Origin of the sequence: Pseudomonas machongensis (assembly GCF_034961125.1) — a bacterium.
Taxonomy (GTDB): Bacteria; Pseudomonadota; Gammaproteobacteria; order Pseudomonadales; family Pseudomonadaceae; genus Aquipseudomonas; species Aquipseudomonas machongensis.
The window spans coordinates 1-20,364 of the sequence record NZ_JAYFUI010000083.1 but is presented as its reverse complement, the minus strand read 5'-3'; the positions used below and the strand labels follow the sequence as shown (position 1 = coordinate 20,364).

The 20,364-nt window shown below is 63.9% G+C and carries 12 protein-coding genes; 6 read left to right on the top strand and 6 right to left on the bottom strand.

The genetic code is table 11. The features are described 5' to 3' along the window. Nucleotides 1-29: 29 nt before the first annotated feature. Nucleotides 30-944, bottom strand: a complete 915-nt coding sequence (locus VA602_RS08750; protein ID WP_063542176.1) for a LysR family transcriptional regulator — start codon at nt 942-944, stop codon at nt 30-32. 192 nt (nt 945-1,136) lie between these two features. Between VA602_RS08750 and VA602_RS08745 the strand changes: the two genes are divergently transcribed. From VA602_RS08745 to gabT, 4 genes are all read left to right on the top strand, one after another. Then, nucleotides 1,137-3,476: a TonB-dependent receptor gene (locus VA602_RS08745; protein WP_323453018.1), complete on the top strand. Its 2,340-nt coding sequence runs from the start codon at nt 1,137-1,139 to the stop codon at nt 3,474-3,476. 17 nt (nt 3,477-3,493) lie between these two features. After that, nucleotides 3,494-5,170, top strand: coding sequence for an aryl-sulfate sulfotransferase (locus VA602_RS08740; RefSeq protein WP_323453017.1), 1,677 nt, complete (start codon nt 3,494-3,496; stop codon nt 5,168-5,170). 331 nt (nt 5,171-5,501) lie between these two features. Continuing rightward, entirely contained in the window at nt 5,502-6,944 is a 1,443-nt protein-coding gene (gene gabD, locus VA602_RS08735; RefSeq protein WP_054891643.1) for an NADP-dependent succinate-semialdehyde dehydrogenase, read from the top strand. 179 nt (nt 6,945-7,123) lie between these two features. Beyond that, a complete protein-coding gene (gabT, locus tag VA602_RS08730; RefSeq protein ID WP_063542182.1) occupies nt 7,124-8,401 on the top strand; it encodes a 4-aminobutyrate--2-oxoglutarate transaminase in 1,278 nt (425 codons plus the stop codon). Between the two features lie 67 nt (nt 8,402-8,468). On the opposite strand, the gene VA602_RS08725 is transcribed toward gabT, so the two are convergent. Continuing rightward, complete coding sequence (locus VA602_RS08725; RefSeq protein ID WP_323453016.1) at nt 8,469-13,220, bottom strand: dermonecrotic toxin domain-containing protein; 4,752 nt, start codon at nt 13,218-13,220, stop codon at nt 8,469-8,471. Between the two features lie 245 nt (nt 13,221-13,465). Between VA602_RS08725 and VA602_RS08720 the strand changes: the two genes are divergently transcribed. After that, nucleotides 13,466-14,791 carry a response regulator gene (locus VA602_RS08720; protein WP_323453015.1) on the top strand — a complete coding sequence of 442 codons (1,326 nt, stop codon included), beginning with the start codon at nt 13,466-13,468 and terminating at the stop codon, nt 14,789-14,791. Nucleotides 14,792-14,801: 10 nt separating this feature from the next. Here VA602_RS08720 and VA602_RS08715 read toward each other — a convergent pair whose 3' ends face one another. Both VA602_RS08715 and desA read right to left on the bottom strand, forming a co-directional pair. After that, nucleotides 14,802-15,791, bottom strand: coding sequence for a GGDEF domain-containing protein (locus VA602_RS08715; protein WP_151925496.1), 990 nt, complete (start codon nt 15,789-15,791; stop codon nt 14,802-14,804). A 140-nt stretch (nt 15,792-15,931) separates the two neighbouring features. After that, nucleotides 15,932-17,116 (bottom strand): delta-9 fatty acid desaturase DesA, encoded by a 1,185-nt coding sequence (gene desA, locus VA602_RS08710; RefSeq protein ID WP_153772483.1) that lies wholly within the window; start codon nt 17,114-17,116, stop codon nt 15,932-15,934. A gap of 252 nt (nt 17,117-17,368) precedes the next feature. Here desA and dibA point away from each other — a divergent pair, with 252 nt between their 5' ends. Continuing rightward, the gene (dibA, locus tag VA602_RS08705; RefSeq protein ID WP_323453014.1) at nt 17,369-19,264 is read left to right on the top strand and encodes a phosphodiesterase DibA; all 1,896 of its coding nucleotides are present in this window, start codon (nt 17,369-17,371) and stop codon (nt 19,262-19,264) included. 15 nt (nt 19,265-19,279) lie between these two features. On the opposite strand, the gene VA602_RS08700 is transcribed toward dibA, so the two are convergent. Together VA602_RS08700 and VA602_RS08695 are read right to left on the bottom strand one after the other, a co-directional pair. After that, nucleotides 19,280-19,924, bottom strand: a complete 645-nt coding sequence (locus tag VA602_RS08700) for a methionine ABC transporter permease (protein ID WP_153772482.1) — start codon at nt 19,922-19,924, stop codon at nt 19,280-19,282. Further along, nucleotides 19,914-20,364: NIL domain-containing protein (locus tag VA602_RS08695; RefSeq protein ID WP_323453013.1), on the bottom strand; the 451-nt coding region annotated here is incomplete at its 5' end. The genes VA602_RS08695 and VA602_RS08700, both read right to left, overlap by 11 nt.

Genomic DNA, 20,364 nt, shown 5'->3' with positions numbered 1-20,364 from the left:
TTGTTTGCGGGCAAGTCCACGACCGATCCCTAACCTTCCCCATCACAAGCAATCAACTGCCGCACCAACCCCTGCGCCAATGGGGACAACCCATAGCCCACCCGGCTGACGATGCCGTAGCGGGTATGGCAAGCCTCTTCCTGTTCCGCCGTCAGGTCCACCAGCTCCAGCGCTACCAGCCGCTCTTCGTCCTGATAAGGCCGCAAGTTGCCCCGGCAGGCGATGCCGATGGTGTCCGATTGCATCACCACGTTGAGCAGCGCATAGCCATGCTCGCACTCCACGTTGGGCAGGAAGTCCTGGCGGCCGCTCATTTCGCTGAGCACCTTGCGGATGTTCGGCGGGCGCAAGGTGGTGGCCATGGGGTAGTCGAACAGGTCGCGCGCGCGTACCTCGTTGCGCTCGGTCAGCGGATGCCCGGCGCGGCAACAGAAGTACCAGCGCTGCGGCGTGAGTTTGTGCACCCGGTAGTCCGGGTCGGCTTCGAACTGACGGGTGTCAGCGACGAAGAACTCGATCTCCTCGGCCATCAGTCTGCGGTTCAACGCCTGCCAGTTATCCACCTGGAAGCAGGTGCGCGCGGCCGGAAACTCGGTCACGAAGCGTGCCACCGCGCGTGGCACCAGCCCACCGGCAGGCGCCGGTCCCGAACCGAAGCGCACCATGCCGGTCGTCGCGCCATTGAACTGGTTGATCTCGTTGACCAGGTTGTGCGCGCCATGCACCAGGCGCCGCGAATGCTCCAGTACCAACTGGCCCTGGCGGGTCGGTGCCAGCTCCTTGCTGGCGCGGTCGACCAGGCGACAGCCGACGTTGTGCTCCAGCGTCTGGATGCTGCGGCTGAAGGCCGATTGCGACAGGTTCACGGCCGCGGCGGCGGCGACGAAGCTGCGGTGCTCGACCAGGGCGATGAAGTGGCGAAGCTGACGGAGATCGATATGCATTTTCTACATGAAAACTTTCGGTGAAATGCAATTGCTGACAAGGGTTGTGAACCTTATAAATGCAGTTACTTATTCCACAAAATATGAAATGCAAATATTTATATCTCTTAAAAGAATATAAGCCCCTCTGACTGCGATTCGGTTCCGTCAACGGAAATGCTCGCCAGGGCCCATGCCTCAAGGAGCATCTGCATGTCGCGAGTTTTCCGTTGGCCGACGCGTGCGTCGCTGTTCACCCTGCAACCCCTGGCCGCTGGTGTGCTGTTGGCGACCGCCGGTCATGTCCTCGCCGAGCCGGCGCCTGCCGACGCTGCGCCCACCGTCGAACAGGACGCCAAGCTTGGCACCGTCACGGTCAATGCCCGGCGCCGCGAGGAAACCTCGCAGAGCGTGCCCACGCCCATCAGCGTGCTGGGCAGCGAAACCCTGGAAACCCAGCGTATCTACCGAGTGCAGGACCTGCAGCAGCTGGTGCCCAGCACCAATGTCGCCTACGTCCATGCGCGCCAGTCGAGCATCTCGATCCGCGGCCTGGGCAACAACCCGGCCAGCGATGGCCTCGAAGGCAGCGTCGGGGTGTATCTGGACAACGTCTATCTTGGGCGCCCCGGCATGGCCGTGTTCGACCTGCTCGACGTCGAGCAGCTCGAAGTGCTGCGTGGCCCGCAGGGCACGCTGTTCGGCAAGAACACCACGGCCGGGGTACTCAACATCACCACACGCAAGCCAACCTTCCAGCGCGAGGGCAGCGTGCAATCGTCGCTGGGCGAGGACGGCTACTGGCAAACGCAAGGCAGTTTCTCCGGCCCGATCACCGACACCCTCGCCGGGCGCATCAGCGCTTACCGCACCGAGGACGACGGCTATGTGAAGAACCTCTACAACGGCGACGATCTCAACGGTGGCAAGCGCCAGGGTTTTCGCACCCAGTTGCTGTTCAAGCCCAGCGATACCTTCAACCTGCGCTGGATCGGCGAGTACAACGAAGAGGACTCCAACAACGGCATCCTCAGCCTCTACAGCACCGGCCCGACCATCAACGGCGTCAACCGCTACGAAAGCCTGGCCAGCCAGGCTGGCGCCACTTTGGTGTCGGGCAAGAAGCGCAAGGTCAACTTCGATGCCGACCAGATGGTCAAGGTGTTCCAGGGCGGCACTTCGGTGGAGGCCAACTGGACGCTGCCCAACGACTTCACCCTGACCTCGATCACCGCCTACCGCTGGTGGGATTTCACGCCACGCAACGACGACGGCCTCAACGTGCCCGCCGCCTACAACGCGGGCGTGTCGGTGCGCGACAAGCAGTACTCGCAGGAACTGCGCCTGGCCTCGCCCACCGGCGGCTTCTTCGACTACGTGCTGGGGGCCTACTACTTCAAGCAGGACCTGGACAACAAGTCGTTCACCTATTACGGCCCCCAGGCCGACATCTGGAACGCCACCCCCGCCGGAGCCTTGGCCAACGTCACCACCCTGGGCAACGGCCATATCGATACCGACAGCTACGCGTTGTTCGCCCAGGGCACCTGGCACCTGACCGAGCGCCTGGACTTCACCGCAGGCGTGCGTGGCACCTATGAAGAGAAGAATGCCTGGGTGACCCGCGACGATCCCTTTGGCGGTGCCGCAGTCACCGGTGCAGCAGCCACGGCACGCCAGGGCCGCGTGGGCGCTTACGATTCGGGCGACCTCAGCCAGTACAGCTTCGCGCCCTCGGGGCTGCTGAGCCTGAGCTACCGCTTCAGCGACGAGGTGCTTGGCTACGCCAGCCTTTCGCACGGCGAGAAGTCGGGTGGCGTGAACCTGACCGTCGGCGCCGCCCCGCGCCTGGGCACCGACTCGCTGCAGGTCGGCACCGAGCGGATCAACAACGCCGAGCTCGGGGTCAAGAGCACGCTGCTCGACAACCGCCTGCAACTCAATGCCAACCTGTTCTGGGCGCAAGTACATGGCTACCAGGCCAACGTCTACGACCAGGTCAATCGCGTGCAGTACCTGGCCAATGCCGGCAGCGTGCGCTCGCGTGGTTTCGAATTCGAGGCCACGGCCGTGCCATTGCGCGGCCTGACCTTGAACTTCAACGGCTCGTGGAACGACGTGCGCTACACCGAGTACAAGGACGCCCCGTGCCCGCCGGAGGTCAGTCTGGTCAACGCCGCCGCGACTTGCGACCTGTCCGGCCACCAGGTGGTCGGTGCTTCCAAGTACATCGCCAATCTCAACGCCCAGTACAAGTGGCAACTGGCCGAGCGCATCGAGCCCTATGTCACCGCCAGCTACGCCTTCCGCTCTCGCGCAGTGGGCACCATCGACGACTCGGACTACGGCCAGATCCCCAGCTACGCCATCGTCAACCTCTCCACCGGCGTGCGCCTGGACCAGGGTGACGGTGTGCTCGACCTGTCGCTGTGGGTGAAGAACGCCGGCGACAAGACCTATTTCACCAGCCTGTGGAACTCCGCCAACGGCGGCTATGCCGGCGTGCTCGGTACGCCGCGCACCGTGGGCGCCACCGCCCGCTACGACTTCTGAGGACAAGGAGCTTTGCCATGAACGCCAAGACCGAAACCCCCGCACTGCCCGAGGGCGCCTGCATCACCGCCAAAGTGCCCACCGACGACCAAGCGCTGCTCGGGGACATCGTCGTCAACCCTTACCGCCTGGCGCCGCTGACCGCGATCATCCGCGACGGTGGGCGCACCATCGGTAATGCCCATGTGCGTGTGCTGGGCCGTGGCGAGCGGGGTGTGGACATCGCCTATGACGTTTCCGACCGCTCGCTGTGGACTTACGGCGGTATCCCGGTGTTCGGGCTCTACCCGGACCACGTCAACCAGGTCGAGGTCAGCTACAAGCTCGACGGCGAGCGCGTGCGTGAGCGTTATGAAATCTACGCCCCGGCCGTGCGCCTGCCGGTCGTGGCGAAACAGACGGCGGCGCTGCCGCTGGTCGAACCGATCAAGGTGGCGCCGGGCTTCGAGAAACGTCTCTACCTGTTCAACCACCTGCTGGGCGAGATCCCCGGTGGCCGTGCCTTCAAGTGGAACGGCCTGGGCGGTGCTGCCGAGTGGGATCAGGTCGGCAACAACTGGATCGCCGACAGCAATGGCGATGTGCGCTGGTACCTGGATATCGAGCAGGTCCACGACTCCAACCGCCGCGATGGCCTGGGGGGGACCATGGGCTTCCAGCAGACCCGCGACGGCAAGCTGATCTGGGGCCAGGGCCAGACCTACTCCAAGTTCGACCTGCTGGGGCGGCGTATCTGGCAGCGCAACCTGCCGGACAAGTTCGCCGACTTCTCCCACGAGATCCGCGAAACGGCACAGGGCACCTACCTGCTGCGGGTGGGCACCAGCGACTACCGGCGACCGGACGGCAAGCGCGTGCGCTCGATCCGCGACCACATCATCGAGGTTGACGAGGCGGGGGATGTCCTGGACTTCTGGGACCTCAACCAGATCCTCGACCCCTACCGCGGCGACCTGCTGGAAACCCTCGGCAAGGCGGCGATCCAGTTGCCGGCGGGCGTGCACAAGCAGGACGAGCGCCTGGCCAACGAGCTGGCCGAAGGCGACCTGCCGTTCGGCGATACTCCCGGCGTCGGCACCGGGCGCAACTGGGCGCACGTCAATGCCATCGACTACGACGCCGATGACGACAGCATCATCGTTTCAGCGCGTCACCAAGGGGTGGTGAAGATCGGGCGTGACAAGCAGGTGAAGTGGATCCTCGCCTCGCCCCAGGGCTGGCCCGCGCGGCTGAAGGCCAAGGTGCTGACGCCAGTCGGCGGCGATGGCTTCGACTGGTCGTGGACGCAGCACACCGCCTGGCTCACCGGCAAGGGTACGCTGACCGTGTTCGACAACGGCTGGGGCCGCGATTTCGCCCCGACCAAGCTCAGCGGCAACTACAGCCGCGCGGTGGAGTATCGCATCGATGAGGCGAAGGGTACGGTCGAGCAGGTGTGGGAGTACGGCAAGGAGCGAGGTGACGAGTGGTATAGCCCGATCACTTCGGTGGTGGCCTACCGTCCGGAGACCGATACCCAGTTCATCTATTCCGCCTCGGTGGGCTACCTGACGCCGGAGAAGCTCACCACTACGGTGCTCAATGAGGTGCGCCGGGGGACCCAGGAGGTGCTGGTGGAATTGAAGGTGCACAGCCGTCAGCCGGGGAGTGTGGGGTATCGGGCTCTGGTGATCGAGTTGGACAAGGCCTTCTGATAGAGCGGCATCACATTTTCGTCAGCTCGATCGTCTAATCTTTGCTGGCCCTATCGCGGGACAAGCCCGCTCCCACAACCTGTGGGTGTAGGCTTGTCCCGCGATAGGGCCAGCGCTGTCTAAAGACCATTCGTTCTTTTTTTCGAACAGCCTATTGTCCAACACCCCAGCACCCGCTTAGCATTCGTTTGAGATTTCAAACGCTCGATGCCCATATTGAACACTTGGCTCGTTTGGGTGCCAGAATTCCTGACGGCAGCCCCACCAGGGGCGCCTTTCAACAATCAACAAGACGTTCCGTGCCAGCGCGGCGCGGTCAAGGGAAGCCGACATGCAGCTCAAAGACGCTCAGTTGTTCCGCCAGCAAGCCTTCATCAACGGTGAATGGCTGGATGCGGACAGCGGTCAGACCATCAAGGTGACCAACCCGGCCACCGGCGAAGTCATCGGTACCGTGCCGAAGATGGGGGCTGCGGAAACCCGCCGCGCCATCGAAGCCGCCGACAAGGCCCTGCCGGCCTGGCGTGCCCTGACCGCCAAGGAGCGTTCGAACAAGCTGCGCCGCTGGTTCGAGCTGATGATCGAGAACCAGGACGACCTGGCTCGCCTGATGACCACCGAGCAGGGCAAGCCGCTGGCCGAAGCCAAGGGCGAAATCGCCTATGCCGCCTCGTTCATCGAGTGGTTCGCCGAGGAAGCCAAGCGCGTCTACGGCGACACCATCCCGGGTCACCAGCCAGACAAGCGCCTGATCGTCATCAAGCAGCCGATCGGTGTCACCGCGGCCATCACCCCGTGGAACTTCCCGGCGGCGATGATCACCCGTAAAGCCGGCCCGGCCCTGGCTGCTGGCTGCACCATGGTGCTCAAGCCTGCTTCGCAGACCCCTTACTCCGCCCTGGCCCTGGTCGAGCTGGCCACCCGCGCCGGTATCCCGGCTGGCGTGCTGAGCGTTGTTACCGGCAGCGCCGGCGAAGTCGGCGGCGAGCTGACTGGCAACTCCCTGGTACGCAAGCTGTCCTTCACCGGCTCGACCGAAATCGGTCGCCAGCTGATGGAAGAGTGCGCCAAGGACATCAAGAAGGTTTCCCTGGAGCTGGGCGGCAACGCTCCGTTCATCGTGTTCGACGACGCCGACCTGGACAAGGCGGTCGAGGGCGCGATCATCTCCAAGTACCGCAACAACGGCCAGACCTGCGTCTGCGCCAACCGTATCTATGTGCAGGACGGTGTCTACGACGCGTTCGCCGAGAAGCTCAAGGCTGCCGTTGGCAAGCTGAAGATCGGTAACGGCCTGGAAGAAGGCACCACCACTGGCCCGCTGATCGACAACAAGGCGGTCGCCAAGGTCCAGGAGCACATCGAGGACGCCGTCTCCAAGGGCGCCAAGGTGCTGTCCGGTGGCAAGCTGATCGAAGGCAACTTCTTCGAGCCGACCATCCTGGTCGACGTACCGAAGACTGCCGCCGTCGCCAAGGAAGAGACCTTCGGCCCGCTGGCGCCGCTGTTCCGCTTCAAGGATGAAGCCGAAGTCATCGCCATGTCCAACGACACCGAGTTCGGCCTGGCCTCGTACTTCTATGCCCGCGACATGAGCCGCGTGTTCCGCGTCGCCGAGGCCCTGGAATACGGCATGGTCGGTATCAACACCGGCCTGATCTCCAACGAAGTCGCGCCGTTCGGCGGTATCAAGGCCTCGGGCCTGGGCCGCGAAGGTTCCAAGTACGGCATCGAGGACTACCTCGAAATCAAATACCTGTGCATCAGCGTCTGATGCGCTAAGGGCTTTACCTCTGCCAGCGGGGCGCGAGAGCGACGTCTCGCTGGTTTTTTTGACATGCAGTACCTGGTGGCCAGGGCGCCGGTGACAGTCGATCAACGAATACTGTTCGCAGGCACACCCAGCCACCCCCGAATAACAGCGCCGTCAGAGTCGGCGCGAATGAGGGCATTATGAGCAAGACCAACGAATCCTTGATGCAACGCCGTGTCGCCGCCGTCCCACGTGGCGTCGGCCAGATCCACCCGATCTTCGTCGAGTCGGCGAAGAACTCCACGGTGATCGACGTTGAAGGCCGCGAACTGATCGACTTCGCTGGCGGCATCGCAGTACTGAACACCGGCCACCTGCACCCGAAAGTGGTCGCTGCCGTTCAAGAGCAGCTGACCAAGGTCAGCCACACCTGCTTCCAGGTGCTGGCCTACGAGCCTTATGTCGAGCTGTGCGAGAAGATCAACAAGCTGGTTCCGGGTAACTTCGACAAGAAGACCCTGCTGGTTTCCACCGGCTCCGAAGCCGTTGAAAACGCCGTGAAGATTGCCCGTGCCGCCACTGGCCGTGCCGGTGTGATCGCCTTCACCGGCGGCTACCACGGCCGCACCATGATGACCCTGGGCCTGACCGGCAAGGTCGTGCCGTACTCCGCAGGCATGGGCCTGATGCCAGGCGGCGTGTTCCGTGCCCTGTTCCCGAGCGAGCTGCACGGCGTGAGCGTCGATGACGCCATCGCGTCGGTCGAGCGCATCTTCAAGAACGACGCCGAGCCGCGCGACATCGCTGCGATCATCCTCGAGCCAGTACAAGGCGAAGGCGGCTTCCTGCCAGCGCCAAAAGAGCTGATGCAGCGCCTGCGCGCCCTGTGCGACCAGCACGGCATCCTGCTGATCGCCGACGAAGTGCAGACCGGCGCTGGCCGTACCGGCACCTTCTTCGCCATGGAGCAGATGGGCGTCGCGCCTGACCTGACCACCTTCGCCAAGTCCATCGCTGGCGGCTTCCCGCTGGCTGGTGTGTGCGGCAAGGCCGAATACATGGACGCCATCGCTCCAGGTGGCCTGGGCGGCACCTACGCCGGTTCGCCGATCGCCTGCGCCGCGGCCCTGGCCGTTATCCAGGTGTTCGAGGAAGAGAAGCTGCTGGACCGCAGCAAGGCCGTTGGCGAGCGCCTGACCGCCGGCCTGCGTGAAATCCAGAAGAAGCACTCGATCATCGGTGACGTCCGTGGTCTGGGCTCGATGATCGCCGTGGAAGTGTTCGAGAAGGGCACCCACACCCCGAACGCTGCCGCCGTGGCCCAAGTGGTCGCCAAGGCCCGTGACAAGGGTCTGATCCTGCTGTCCTGCGGCACCTACGGCAACGTTCTGCGGATCCTGGTTCCGCTGACCGCCGAAGACGCCCTGCTGGACAAAGGCCTGGCCATCATCGAAGAGTGCTTCGCTGAATTGGCTTGATTGCCGATCCGCGTAGCCGATAAAAAACGCCCAGGCATTGCCTGGGCGTTTTTTTTCAACCTGAGGATCAGGTGCTCGAAGGGCTGGGAGGTGTCCAGTCGGCAGCAGGGAAGAAGCGTTCGACCAGGTCGTCGTTCTTGAGCATGGCGGCGTACTCGTCGCGCTTGAACGGGTTGCCGGTGCGCAGATCGTATACCGGGTGCACCACGGGCGCTGTGCTCGGGATCTCCTTGAGCTTCACATTGACGAAGCGGAAGTCGTCACCCACCACCTCGCCGATGTCTTCGATCTCGAAACGGCACCCTGGCGGGAACAGGGTTTCCGCCTCTGTTGTTGTCCATGACAGGGGAGCTATGGGCACCCCGCTCTCGTATTGGCCCGCCGGTACCTCGAAAACCACCGATGTGTTGTCGAATGTGCCCTTCACGATGTCCGGCGAGGAGAGTTCATCGCTGGCGAATGAGCGTATTACATAGGGATTTTCGGTAAAGGACGTCAGGTCCGAGTTGACCAGTACGTCGCCTTTCTTCAGTTTTCCGCTGCGAAAGTGCTCGCCCGAGGTGCTTCTCGATCCGTTGCCTCCGCGGTAGAGAGCGACCGTGTTGCTCTTGGGCAGGGTTTCCAGCGAGTCCACCAGCTTGTCGACGAACGTGTCCGAGTCGCAGAACGGGAACTCATGCACCCCGCGGCGCAGGTAGCTGTTGATTTGCGAGCTTTCATCCGTGTAGTTGCCGATGAGGCGGTTTACGTAGTCTTCGTCTTCCTTGTAGGTGTAGGTGATGCCTTCATCGGTTCGCAGGTACTCGAAGTCATGCTCATCCATGGGCGCATCTTCGCCATCTTCCAGGCGGGCGATGTCGGTATCGTCCAGCAGCGCGCGATGGCGGGCCTGGGCCTGGTTCGAGAGCAGTTCGCTTTGTGCCGCGTCCTCTTTCATGTGGATATCCCAGAAGCTCGAGCGAGCGCTGGGCAGGCTCACGACGTTGTTGCCACCCGCCACAGGTGGGGTCACGGTTTCAGGCGGGGGTACCAGGTTGTTATCGCCAGGATTCCCTCCCCGCAACCCACCACTGTCGACGCGCTTCCAGGTACCGTCCGCCTGGCGCGCCAATGGCTGGCGTCCGAAGAAGGCGAAGGGATTGTCCGGGTCGATGATCGACCATTGCGCGGTATGCGCATCGAATTGCACCTGGAACACCTGGTCGTCGATCTGCACGTAGGGGCGGCCATTGACCAGGGTGATGCCTTGCGCGTGTGTGCCACTGGCCGGTGTGCCACCCTCCAGCGAGATGGCGACGGCGTGCTTGTCGGGGGCTGGCTGAACTACAGCGTTTTCCGCGTGCTCCACCGGGATCCAGTCACCCAGTTTGTCGTGCCTGGCGTAACGTCCGGTGTCGATCAGTTCACCGCTCGCGTTACGTCTGGCGATCCGCGCCAACCCCTGGGTAGAAGGGGGGGCGAGCAGTACCGACTGGCCCTTCAGCTCGACGGGCTTGAGCTCACGCTCGGTGAGGCCGAGCACTGCCGTTTTCGTGTCTGCCCAGCGCCGTGGTTGGCTGGGCAGCCGCTCGGCATTGCGCAGCAGGCTGCCAAAACCTTTCATGCCGTGCGCCAGGTCACCATAGGCGCCTGCGCCGTTGAGCAGCGAAGACAACAGGTACAGGCTCGCGGTGCCGGCATCGCGATTGATGAATGCGCTCAGTGCGCCGATATAGTCGCGCAGGGCAAGTGCGGCGCCCACTGTGAAGGCAGCAGGCGGGAAGGGCAGCGTCACGATCTGGACCACCGTTTCCAGCGTGTTCCAGACGATGCTCGCGATCATATCGGCGCGACCCTTGGTGACATCGCGCACATCGACGATGCGTTGGCGCAGCCCATCGTCGTAGCACAGGATGCGCAGGTCGTCCGTGGGGGCTTCGGGTACGCTTGGCACCGGGCTCGGTCCGCCTTCGCGCAGGTCCTTGAACAGGAAGGCCAGCAGTTGCCCGGCTTGCTTGCGACTGCGGTCCTTGTAGTAGTCGATCATGCCTGGGGTGTTGAGCGACTGGACGAAGCTGCTGAAGGGCCGAAAGTCGATGCCGTCTGCAGCCGCGGGAGTGTAGAGCAACGTCTGCGAGGGGTGCCCTGTCGGCGACTTGAGCAGGTAGCAACCGTGGATGATTTCTTCGCGGTAGGGCGGGGTCTTGCCCATGATCCGGTACAGCGCGTTGAACAACTTGCCGACGATCGGCTCGTCGGCCAGGAACTCGTTGTCGATACGCACTACCAATCGGTAGAACGCATGACGCTTGCGCTGGGTGTCGGCAGTCTGGTGCATGCTCTGGATGCTCGCCAGCAGCCAGGCGTACTGGTCGGCATCCAGATGCCCTTGCAGGAGGCTGCGCAGCGCCGCCAGTTGCATCTGCAGTTGTACGATCAACACGCTCTGCCGACGACGCCAGGCGTAGCCGGTGTGTATGGGTGAGAGCAGGGTCTCCTCGATCAGGCTGACGTAGCGGTCGGATACCCACTGACCGCGTACGGAGCCTGTGACCGACTGCGGCGTCAACGCCGAAAGATCAACCCCGTCGGGGCCTTCGAGGGTTGCCGTGGTATCGGCTGTGGCCGTGAACAGGCCCAGGCTGTCGTCATAGCCGTTGCGCAGCAATTGGGTGTAGGTAAGGGTCTCCCTGGGTGACTTGATGATCACGCTGTCCGGATCGATGCTGTCGTCACGGTTGCCGAGCAACTGCTTGAGCTTGTCACGGGCCTGGGCGTGGACATACGCCTCGAAATCCGGCAGTTGCGCATGCTTGGCCTCGGCATACTGCTGCTCTGCAGCCTGGATCTGGTCTTCCAGGCGCGTCAGCTGGCCACGCTGGGAGGCACTGGCCGCCTGCAACCAGGCGGGTGCGCGCGCGGCTGTGTTGGCCTCGGCAACCTCGATGCGGTTTTGGGTCAGGGCTTTGACCCCTTCCTGGCCCGTGAAGCGCACCAGTGTCATGAACTGCTCGTAGAGCTTTTCCGGGGTAGGGATCTGCTGACGCTGCCTGCGGATATCCAGGTACCAGGTGTCCCAGACCTGCGCCTCGGTGCTGGCGGGCTGTTGCTGTGTCTGCGGGAATGGCTTGTTGGCGATCTGACTGATCAGGGCGGCGAACGAGGTGCGCTGCTGGGCTATCACGTTCTGCAGCAGGTAGGCCTGGGTGTCCGCTTCTGCGAACCAGCCCACCACCTCGACGAGCAACTGCCGTTCGCTGTCGAAACCCAGCACCGGCTTGTGCGGATGTTGCGGGCAGCAGAGCAGCAGACGCTGCAGGCCTCCCTCGGCGTCTTCCTGGCGCACCAGCAGGGCATCGCTGAGCAGGTACTGGTCCGCCAGGAGCAGGTTGGCACTGGACAACCTGTCGTAGCCCGTGCCGCTTCCGGCGGCGAAGGTTGCCAGCGTCTGCTGGTCATCGGGCGTGATCTGGCCTTGCAGGCGTGCGCACCAGGCTTGGGCCGCGATCTGCTGCAAGAGGGCGGCGTTCATCAGCGACCGGCTGCTGTCCTGCTTGTGTGCGGCTCTCTGAGCGGGGGCGAACTTGCCGTGCAGCGCCAGTGTTTCGATCAGCTTGCAGACATAAGCGGGCGTGAGTGTGGCGTACGCCTCAGGCAGTGGCCGGTCTTGTTGCTCGAAGCGCGTGGCGGTAATGAATTCCGAGGCCGGTTGGTCGTCGCCGTCGTGCAGGCCCTGCAACGCCAGGTGCACAAGGCTGCGCCGGATCTCGTAGGGGGCGGCGGTTTCGGGCAGCGTACGCTTGGTCACCAGCATGATCTGCTCGGGGTCCAGGTCCAGGCCCAGGTCGTTGGCGATACTGCTGCGCAGATGGGTCGCGGCGAAGCTTTCTATACTGTCGCAGGCGCCCAGCGCACTGAGCATGGCGGCACGCGCGTGGTCGTATTCCTGGAGTGCCTTCAGGCATTGACTGGCCTGGTCCTCAGGCGCGTATCGCAGCCATTCAGGTGCTTTTGGCGGTGTCTTGAGTGCTTCGTCGAGGGTGGCGTCGAGCGCGCTGCCTGGCCCAAGGGCAAGCGGCAGGCGCAGGGCATCCTCGACGCGCCCGGAACGGGATTCACCAGGCGCCAGCCCGGCCTGCAAGGCGTGCTTGATATCGTGCAGTTGCAGGCTGCGCAGTTGTCGATGCAGCTCGGCAAAGGCCTTGCGCGGTGCGGGCCTGATCACCCAGTGGCGCTGTTCGTAGGTTTGCACTGCCGATGGCTGGGTCATCGCGAGGCGCTGCGTGCGGGGCAGGGTATCGGTGATGCTGGCCCTGGCCACCGGCTGGTTCACCAGCGCGGTCAGCGCTGCGATTGCCAGGTCGCGCGTGGCGAAAGCGGCCCATTGCCGGCCTGCCAGCCACACGAGGGTCGGGCCGCTGTCCAGGTTGAACATCAGGCAGCCATGCAGTGTGGCTGTGCGGCTTGCCTCGAGCTTGAGGCTCAGGGTGCTGATGGTCAGGTCATTCTGATCGAGCGAAGCGGGCAGGCAGGTGGCATAGGTCGGGTGGATCCTGCCGGCTGCGATCTGGACATCGAGCAATTGGCGCAGCGTGGCCTCGATATCTTCGATGTGACACTGGCGCCTCGTCATGGCGGGCTTTTCGAGCGACTCCCAGTAAGCGTGCAGGGTGCTCCTGATCGTCAGCTCGATGCTCGCAGCTTCTGCGTCTGTCAGTGCCTGGTCCAGATTGACCAGCCCCATGCGCTCAAGCGAGGGGTGCTCCTCAAGGCGTTGGTCGATGCGGGTGCGCAGGGTCGAAAGGGCGTGTTGGGTGGTGGATGAAAGGTTGAGCGTCATGAGCTCCTCGCTGGCCGTGCGTGTTGTACGGCTTTGTGATGGGGGCATCACTAGAGCCAGGCGGGCGCTGGGCGAGGTGGTAGTTAATGCATGCTCGGATGCTGCGACGAAGATGAACAAACTGTGAACTGCATGCCATCGCGGGTTTTTTTGTGCCAATTCGCGGCAGGTGGCGCTATGGTTAACCGATGGACGTGTTTGGAAGCCGCGATGGACTGCGTGTCAGGATTATTCAGGAGTTGCCCATGAGCGCTGCAGACCCCCTCCCACCCCGCGTGCTGATCGCCGAGAGCGATCCCTGGGTGCGCGACATGCTTCGCGAGATGCTGCTCAGCGTGCGCTGCGATGCCCGGCTGGAGGTCTGTGCCGATGGTTCCCAGGCCCTGACGGCGCTGTCGAGCAAGCCCGACCTGATCATCGCCGCCCGAGAGCTGTCCGGTGTCGATGGCCTCGACCTGTTGCGCAAGGTGCGCGCCAAGAGCGACAAGCCTGGGCTGCCGTTCATCCTCATGAGCGAACGCACTGACAGCGCCAGTGTGAAAGAAGCGCTGCCGCTGCATCCCACCGCCTACCTGAGCAAACCGCTGAACCTGGACAACCTGCGCAAACGCCTGGAAAACCTGTTGCTCGAAGTCGGCGAGCAGATCGCCTGCCCCGTGCCGCCCCTTCAGCCGGGTGCCAGCTTGCCGGCCTACCTCGAGCAGCGCCGCGCTACTGCCGATGGCGGCCCGCTGTTTGCCGATGTACAGGTGGCGATCAAGCGCGCGCTCAACCCGCAGGGCCTGAACCTGCGTGTGCTGGAAGAGGAGGTGCGCAATGACCCGCAGATCACCGGGGTACTCATCGCCGCGGCCAACAGTGCCGCCATGCATAGCGATGCGCCGGTGCAGACCCTGCTGCAGGCGCTGAACAAGCTGGGCAGCACCCAGAGCATGAACCTGATCCTGGGCCTCACGCTGAAGCGCAGCGCACGCTTGAGCGATCCGCTGCTGGCGCAGCATGCCGCGCGCTTCTGGAACATCTCGCTGCATACCGCCGAATTCGCGCGTACCTTGGCACGCATGCTCGAGCTGGACCAGGAGCGCTGCTACTGCGCGGGCCTGCTGCATTGCCTGGGTGACCTGGCCGTTTTGCGTACCCTGCAGGAGTGGCGTCTGGCCGGTGGCGAGCTGGACGAAGACCAGGTGCAGTTGTCGCTCAATGAGTTTGGTGCGCCATTCGGTTCGGCCCTGCGCACCCGCTGGCGCCTGCCGCTGAACCTCCGCGAGCTGATCGCTGCGATCTACCAGCTGGGCGGTGGCGTGTATTCGCGAGAGATTCTGGCGATGAACCTGGCTGGCCAGTTGTCGCGGGCGTTGCCAACCCAGGGCAACGAGAAGATCGCCAGCAGCAAGACCGCACGCCTGCTCAAGCTTGGCCTGCCTGAGCTCAATCGCCTGCGCGAGCCACCCGCGCCGCCAGTGGTGATCACGACGCCTGAGGTCGAAGCCGCGAGCGTTGAAGCTGAGGTTGTGGAAGAGGTGCCTCAGGCCCCGAACACCGACGAAGACAGCGCCACGGAAAAACCGTGAGCGCTACCGCTCATCCGCGCACGATCTGGTTCTTGCCCTGGCGCTTGGCCTGGTACATCGCCGCGTCGGCGCGACCGAACAGGTTGTCCAGGTCGGTGTCCTGATCGCTCAGCTCGGTCAGCCCCTGGCTCACGGTCACGCCGTAGGTCTGCTGGCCGTAGGTGAAGCTCAGGCGCTGGATTTCTCGCTGCAAGCGCTCGGCGATCTGCTCGGCGACCTGTGCCGTGCAGCCTGGGAATACCGCCGCGAATTCCTCGCCGCCAATACGGCCGAACAGATCGCCCCGGCGCAGTACTGCCTTGCCGCTGTCGGCGATGCGCTGTAGCACCTGGTCGCCTTCCGGATGCCCGTAGCTGTCGTTGATGTGCTTGAAGTCGTCGATGTCCAGGAGCAGGAATGCCATTGGCGTGCCGTCTTCGCGGGCGCGGTCGAAGGCTTGCTGGGCGCATTCGAAGAAGTGCCGACGATTGCTGCTCTGGGTCAGGACGTCGGTGGTGGCAAGGCGCTGCAATTCGCCTTCGAGCTGTTTCTTCTCGGTGATGTCCTCGGCAATGCCGACGATGATCACCCGCTCGCCTTCGCGCTGCTGGTTGATGTAGCACTTGTCGCTGAGCCAGCGCACTTCGCCTGCGCCGTTGATGATGCGGTATTCGCGGTCCTCGACGGTGCCCTGGAGCAGTACCTGGGCCAGGCTGCGCTCGGCGTAGTCGAGGTCGTCGGGGTGGATTGCGTCGCGCCACTCGTTGTAGTCGGCCATCACCAGGCTGGCCGGGCGGCCAAAAATACGCTCGTAGGCGGGGCTGACGTACAGCACCTGGCGGGTTTCCCAGTCGAAGGCCCAGAGCACGGCGTTGACGCTGTCGAGCAGCGAGCTGTAGAGCTGCTCGCGCTCGCTCAGGCGCGCCACTTCACCCTGGGCATGCAGCAGGGCGAGCAGGGTCTGGGCAGCTTCGGGGCGGGGCGGACCGGTCTGGATCGAGGGGTGACGTTCTTTGGCCATGTGCACGGATCGGATCTCGACGAATGTGCGTGCGGCCACGACCCGGCCCGCCACGCGGGCGATATGCCGATTTTGAGTCGAGCAGGGGGGGGAAGTTCCGGTCGGCATGCCCTCGGGCGGGGCATGCCGATCAACGGCAGTCAGGCGCCGGTAGGGCGTAGGGAGTAGGTCTTGAGCTGTGCGGCGAAGTCGCGCAGCGACTGGATACCACTGGCTTCGGCCTCGTGCACCCAGTCTTTCATGGCCGCCAGCATGTCGTGGCCGTTGGCGCTGGTGCGTGCCCAGATCTGTTGCAGCGCCAGGCGCTTCTCGTAGATGGTCTTGAGCGTCTGGCTGTGCGTCAGCATCGATTCGATGCGTACGTGGTGGCGATCCTGCAGCAGGCTGGTCTCGCGTGACAGCAGGCGCTTGGCACGGCGGAAGTGGTGGCGCACCGAGGTGTCGACCTTTTCCAGCTCCTGCTTGACCAGCGGGCCGATCACCAGCTTGCGGTACTGGGCCATGATCTGGAAGCGGTTGTTGAGGATTGCCATGGCGGTGTCCATGTCCAACGAGGCCTTGCCTTCGACTCGGTGGGCGATCGGCGCCACGCGCTGCACCTTGGCCAGGCGCAGCAGGCACAGCAGGCGAATCCACATCCAGCCCATGTCGAACTCCCAGCGGCGCACCGACAGCTTGGCCGAATTGGGGTAGGTGTGGTGGTTGTTGTGCAGCTCTTCGCCGCCGATGATGATGCCCCAGGGCACCAGGTTGGTGGCGGCGTCGCGGCACTCGAAGTTGCGATAGCCGACCGCATGGCCCAGGCCATTGACCACGCCGGCGGCCCAGAACGGAATCCACATCATCTGGATGGCCCAGATGGTGATGCCGATGGTGCCGAACAGCAGCAGGTCGAGCACGGCCATCAGGGCGATGCCGCCCATTTTGTAGCGCGAGTAGAGGTTGCGTTCGATCCAGTCATCCGGGCAGTTCTTGCCGTAGATGCGCAGGGTTTCCTCGTTGCGCGCCTCTTCCCGGTACAGCTCCGCACCTTTGCGCAGGACCGTGCCCAGGCCCTTGTACACCGGGCTGTGCGGGTCGTCGGGGGTTTCGCACTTGGCGTGGTGCTTGCGATGGATCGCTGTCCATTCACGGGTGTTCTGCGCCGTGGTCAGCCACAGCCAGAAGCGGAAGAAATGCTTGAGCCCGGCATTGAGCTCCAGGGAGCGGTGCGCCGAGTAGCGATGCAGGTAGATCGTGACGCTGACGATGGTCACGTGGGTCATCAGCAGGGTGACCGCGACCAGTTGCCAGGCCGACAGGTCGAGCAGACCGTTGTACCACATAGTTGGAAAGACCCTCGGGAAAACAGGGGAAACAACGGGCGCATTATCCCTTGACGGGGAAATAAAACCAGTCGTGCTTTCGCCGTGATCGTCACCGCCGGTCACCTTGCCGTCGGCGAGGGTGTCGCCAAGGCAGGCTGGACGGGCAAAGGCGGCGGGAACCGCGACTTATTTATGAGCCGGGATTTAAAGTCACGGCATGTTTCAACCTTTATACTGCGCCATCATTTCCCATGGACTGATGCACCCGACATGTCTGTTTCTGTTCGCGACGCCTTGCGCATGGCTGCGCTCTACGTTGTGTTGTCGTTCCTCTGGCTGGTGCTGTCGGAGTGGGTGCTGCGTGGCATGACCGACAACGACCTGGCGCTGACCGTCGGGCGGCAGATCAACGTGGTGGTCTGGGTGCTGCTCAGCGCCTTGCTGATCTTCGTGTCACGGGCCCGGCTGCTCAACTTCATCGGCGTGGGTGCGCGTCTGCGCAGCGAGGATCGCGAACGCCTGCGCATGGCGGCAGCGGTCTTCGACAGCACCTTGGAAGGCGTGCTGGTGACCGATCGCAACGGCCTGATCGTGCATGTGAACCGCGCCTTCATGCGCATCACCGGTTATCACCAGGACGAAGTGCTGGGCCAGCGCCCGAGCAAGTTCAAGTCGGGACGCCATGGGGCGCCTTTCTACCAGCAGATCTACGCGACCTTGGCCGAAAGAGGCGAGTGGAGCGGGGAAATCTGGAATCGCCGCAAGAGTGGCGAGATCTATCCGCAATGGCAGACGATCTGCGCGATTCGCGACGACAGCGGTGAGCTGAGCCACTACGTTGCGGTGTTCAGCGACATCAGTGCGATCAAGCATTCCGAGCAAGAGCTGGCCTACCTCGCCCATCACGACCCCTTGACCGGCCTGCCCAACCGCCTGCTGTTCAGCGACCGTGCCGAGCAGGCGTTGGCGGCGGCGCAGGCGAACAAGCGTGGCTGCGCCTTGCTGCTGCTCGACCTCGACCACTTCCAGAGCATCAACGACAGCCTGGGGCACACCATTGGCGACCAGTTGCTCAAGCTGGTGGGCGAGCGTTTGCAGGAGCAGCTGGGTAGCGGCGTGACCCTGGCGCGCCTGGGCGGCGACGAGTTCGCGGTACTGCTCGAGGGGTGCCAGCAGGTCGCCCAGGCGGCGACCACTGCACAGGGCATCCTCGAACGCCTTCGCCAGCCGTTCGCGTTCGAAGGGCAGCACCTGTTCATCGGTGCGAGCATCGGTATCAGCCTGTTCCCCAGCGACGCGCTGAGCGCCGAGCAACTGTTGCGCAATGCCGACTCGGCGCTGTTCAAGGCCAAGAGCAATGGTCGCGCCTGCTATGCGCTGTACACCGAAGAGCTTACCGCCCACGCCCAGCATCGCGTCGAGACCGCCGGTGAACTGCGCCGGGCCCTGGCCCAGGAAGACCTGCGCGTGTTCTACCAGCCGGTGCACGACCTGTTCACCGGGAGCATGGTCGGGGTCGAGGCGCTGGTGCGCTGGCAGCATCCCGAGCGCGGCCTGGTGCCGCCGGGCGAGTTCATCCCGATCGCCGAGCGCACCGGGCTGATCGTCGATATCGATGCCTGGGTGCTGCGCCACGCCTGTCGGCAGATGGTGCAGTGGCAAGCCGAGGGGCGAGTGCTGGACTTCGTCGCGGTGAACCTGTCGAGTCGCCTGTTCGGCCAGCGTGGCCTGTATCGACAAGTGGCCGAGGTGCTGGACGAGACCGGCCTGGACCCGGCGCTGCTGGAGCTGGAAGTGACCGAGAGCGCGGTGATGGAGGACCCCGAGGTGGCGCTGGAGCAGTTACACCGTCTGCGCGAACTGGGCTTGCGCCTGGCGATCGACGATTTCGGCACCGGCTATTCGTCACTGTTGCGGCTCAAGCGCCTGCCGGTGCAGAAGCTGAAGATCGACCAGGGCTTCGTCGCCGGATTGCCCAATGACGAAGACGACATCGCCATCGTGCGGGTGATCATCGCCCTGGCGCGCAGCATGGGTATGCAGGTGCATGCCGAGGGGATCGAGCAGGCCGAGCAGGCGCGACTGCTGCTGGAGCAGCAGTGCGACCTGGGGCAGGGCTACTGGTTCGGACGGCCCGTGGCGGCCGAGAACCTGCGCTGGTCGTAGGAACTCGATTTCAGCTCAGCGCTTGTTCAAGCCTTTGGCCAACCGATCCCCGCCCAACTGGATCACCGCCACCAAGGCCACCAGCATGACGATCACCGTCAGCATGATCTGGCTGTCGAAGCGCTGGTACCCATAGCGGTAGGCGATATCGCCCAGACCGCCGGCACCGATCGCGCCGGCCATGGCCGAGGAGTTGATCATGGTCACCAGGGTGATGGTGAAACCGCCGACGATCCCTGGCAGCGCTTCAGGCAGCAGCACATGCCAGATGATGTGCCAGCGTCGGCAGCCCATGGCCTGCGCCGCTTCGATCAGGCCTTGGTCGACCTCGCGCAGGCTGACTTCGGCGATTCGGGCGAAGAACGGCGTGGCAGCGATGGTCAATGGCACCACCGCCGCCCAGACGCCATAGGTGGTTCCGACGATCAGCCGGGTAAAGGGGATCAACGCCACCATCAGGATCAGGAAGGGAATCGAGCGGAACAGGTTGACGAAGGCGCCCAGCACGCGGTTGAGCAGCGGCGCTTCGTAGATGCCCCCTTTGCCGCTGGTGACCAGCAGCACCGCCATCGGAATCCCCACCAGCAGCGCGATCAACGAAGACACCCCCACCATCAGCAGGGTATCGATCAGGCCTTGCAGCAGGCGTTCAGTCCACATAACCCAGCACCTCCACATCGGCAGCCCAGCGCCGGGCGCGTTCGAGCAGTTGATGAGCCCCGAGCGCGGAGCCGCGCACGGCCAGGACGAGTTGGCCCAAGGCGTGCTCGCCAATGGTCTCGACACCCCCCTGGAGCAGACGCACACGCCCACCGAGATCGATGAACAATGCCGACAGCTCCGGCTCGCCGACCAGTTGCAGGCGCAACACCACGGCAGCGTCCTGGCTGACCGGTTGAGCTCGCAAACTGGCCTGCAAGGCTGCGGGCAGCTTGGTCTGCAAGGGGGCGAGCAAGGTGCGGGTCACTTCGTGGCGCGGCGCGCCGAATACCTGCCAGACCTCGCCCTGCTCGACTACTTCGCCACGTTCGAGCACCACCACGCGCTGGCAGATGTCGCGGATCACCGCCATCTCGTGAGTGATCAGCACGATGGTCAGG